This is a genomic window from Mesorhizobium sp. M4B.F.Ca.ET.089.01.1.1, from assembly GCF_004022605.1.
In the GTDB taxonomy this organism is placed as follows: Bacteria; Pseudomonadota; Alphaproteobacteria; order Rhizobiales; family Rhizobiaceae; genus Mesorhizobium; species Mesorhizobium abyssinicae.
On record NZ_RZOS01000843.1, the window covers coordinates 1 to 1,311 of the forward strand.

The 1,311-nt window shown below is 65.9% G+C and carries 3 protein-coding genes; all 3 read right to left on the reverse strand.

Annotation, left to right across the window (positions count from 1 at the left end; all coding sequences use genetic code 11):
- Window positions 1-395 (reverse strand): FAD binding domain-containing protein (locus EN780_RS34410; protein WP_189557002.1); only part of this gene is annotated, 395 nt, incomplete at its 3' end.
- A gap of 15 nt (window positions 396-410) precedes the next feature.
- On the reverse strand, window positions 411-854 hold the full coding sequence (locus tag EN780_RS34415; protein WP_127286803.1) for an SRPBCC family protein: 444 nt from the start codon (window positions 852-854) through the stop codon (window positions 411-413).
- Window positions 855-978: 124 nt separating this feature from the next.
- The gene (locus EN780_RS34420) at window positions 979-1,275 is read right to left on the reverse strand and encodes an AraC family transcriptional regulator (protein WP_245500215.1); all 297 of its coding nucleotides are present in this window, start codon (window positions 1,273-1,275) and stop codon (window positions 979-981) included.
- Window positions 1,276-1,311: the final 36 nt, after the last annotated feature.

Genomic DNA, 1,311 nt, shown 5'->3' on the forward strand with positions numbered 1-1,311 from the left:
TCGCCATCCTCGGCGGCGACGCTCGCGTCCAGCGCAAGCAGCGCGACGGCGAAGTCGCCGTAGGGCGCAGGCGCGAAGAGATTGCCGCCGACGCTTGCCATGTTGCGGATCGCCGGGCCGCCGACGGCGCGCGCGGCGGGCGCGAGCCATGCGAGCTCCGGGTGGCGGGCGATCGCAGCCATGGTGACGGAGGCGCCGAGGCGAACCTTGCCGCCGGAAACGGCGATCGCCGACAGTGACGGTTCGGTGGCGCGGACGAGGCTGGAGACAGAGACATCGCCTTCATTGGCGGCGCGCACGACCAACGTGCCGCCGCCGAGATAGCGCGTGCCGGCGGCCTGCAGTGCCGCGTTCGCGTCCTTCACCGTCGGGAATGTCTGGAGGGCAAGCGCCATGGCACGCTCCTTGGCTCAGCTTTGGCCGGCGAAATGGCTCTTCAGCGCGTTGAAGCCGCCCTGGAAGACATTGGCGCCCATGCCTTCGGCGAGCTTGTCGGCTTCCTCGGGAGCGGCGTCGAAGCTCGCGCTCCATTCGGCAAAGGTGCGGTCGCCGTCGGTGACACGCCGCAACTGCAGCGTCGCCTTGTGATTGGTGATCGGCTGCGGGGTCTCGAGGATGGAGTAGCTGACCAGAAACTTCTCGTCGGAGAAGTCGAGCAGCTTTTCGCGCAGGCGGGCGCCGCTGACGAGCTGGAAGTTGCGCACGCAGCCAACAGTGCTTGCGTCCTTGCCGTCCTCGATATGGCTTTCGACCATGCGCGGGTGCCAGCCCGGCAGGCCGTTAAAGTCGCGTATCCGCGCCCAGACCTGTTCGACCGGCGCGTCGATGACGCTGGAGATGGTGACTTTCGCCATGGAGCCGTTCCCTTGCGGATGCGTATGGCGGAAAGGGTAGGGCGCACAGGCAGCCGGCGCTTATCAATGCGTCTTGAGTGCCTATCAATCAGTCTGAAAATAGAGCCGCTGCAGCCAGGGCCGCTCAAGCCATCGCTCGCGCGGCCTCGCGATAGAGCGTCGGCGGCACGCCGACATGGTCGCGGAAGAAGCGCGAGAAATTGCCCTGGGTGGTGAAGCCGAGATTGCAGGCGACCGAGATCAGCGGTTCCTGCGACCATTGCAGCTGGCGCACGGCTTCCTCCATCCGCAGCGTGTTCCAATAGACGTTCGGCGTCAGATTGGTCTGCTCCTTGAACAGGGCGAAGAAATGCGGCCTCGACAGGCCGACGCTGCGGGCCACGTCGTCGAAGGAGATGCGTTCGCAGACATTGGCCTTCATCAGCTGGATCGCCTTGCGGCCGCGTCAACACCTGTC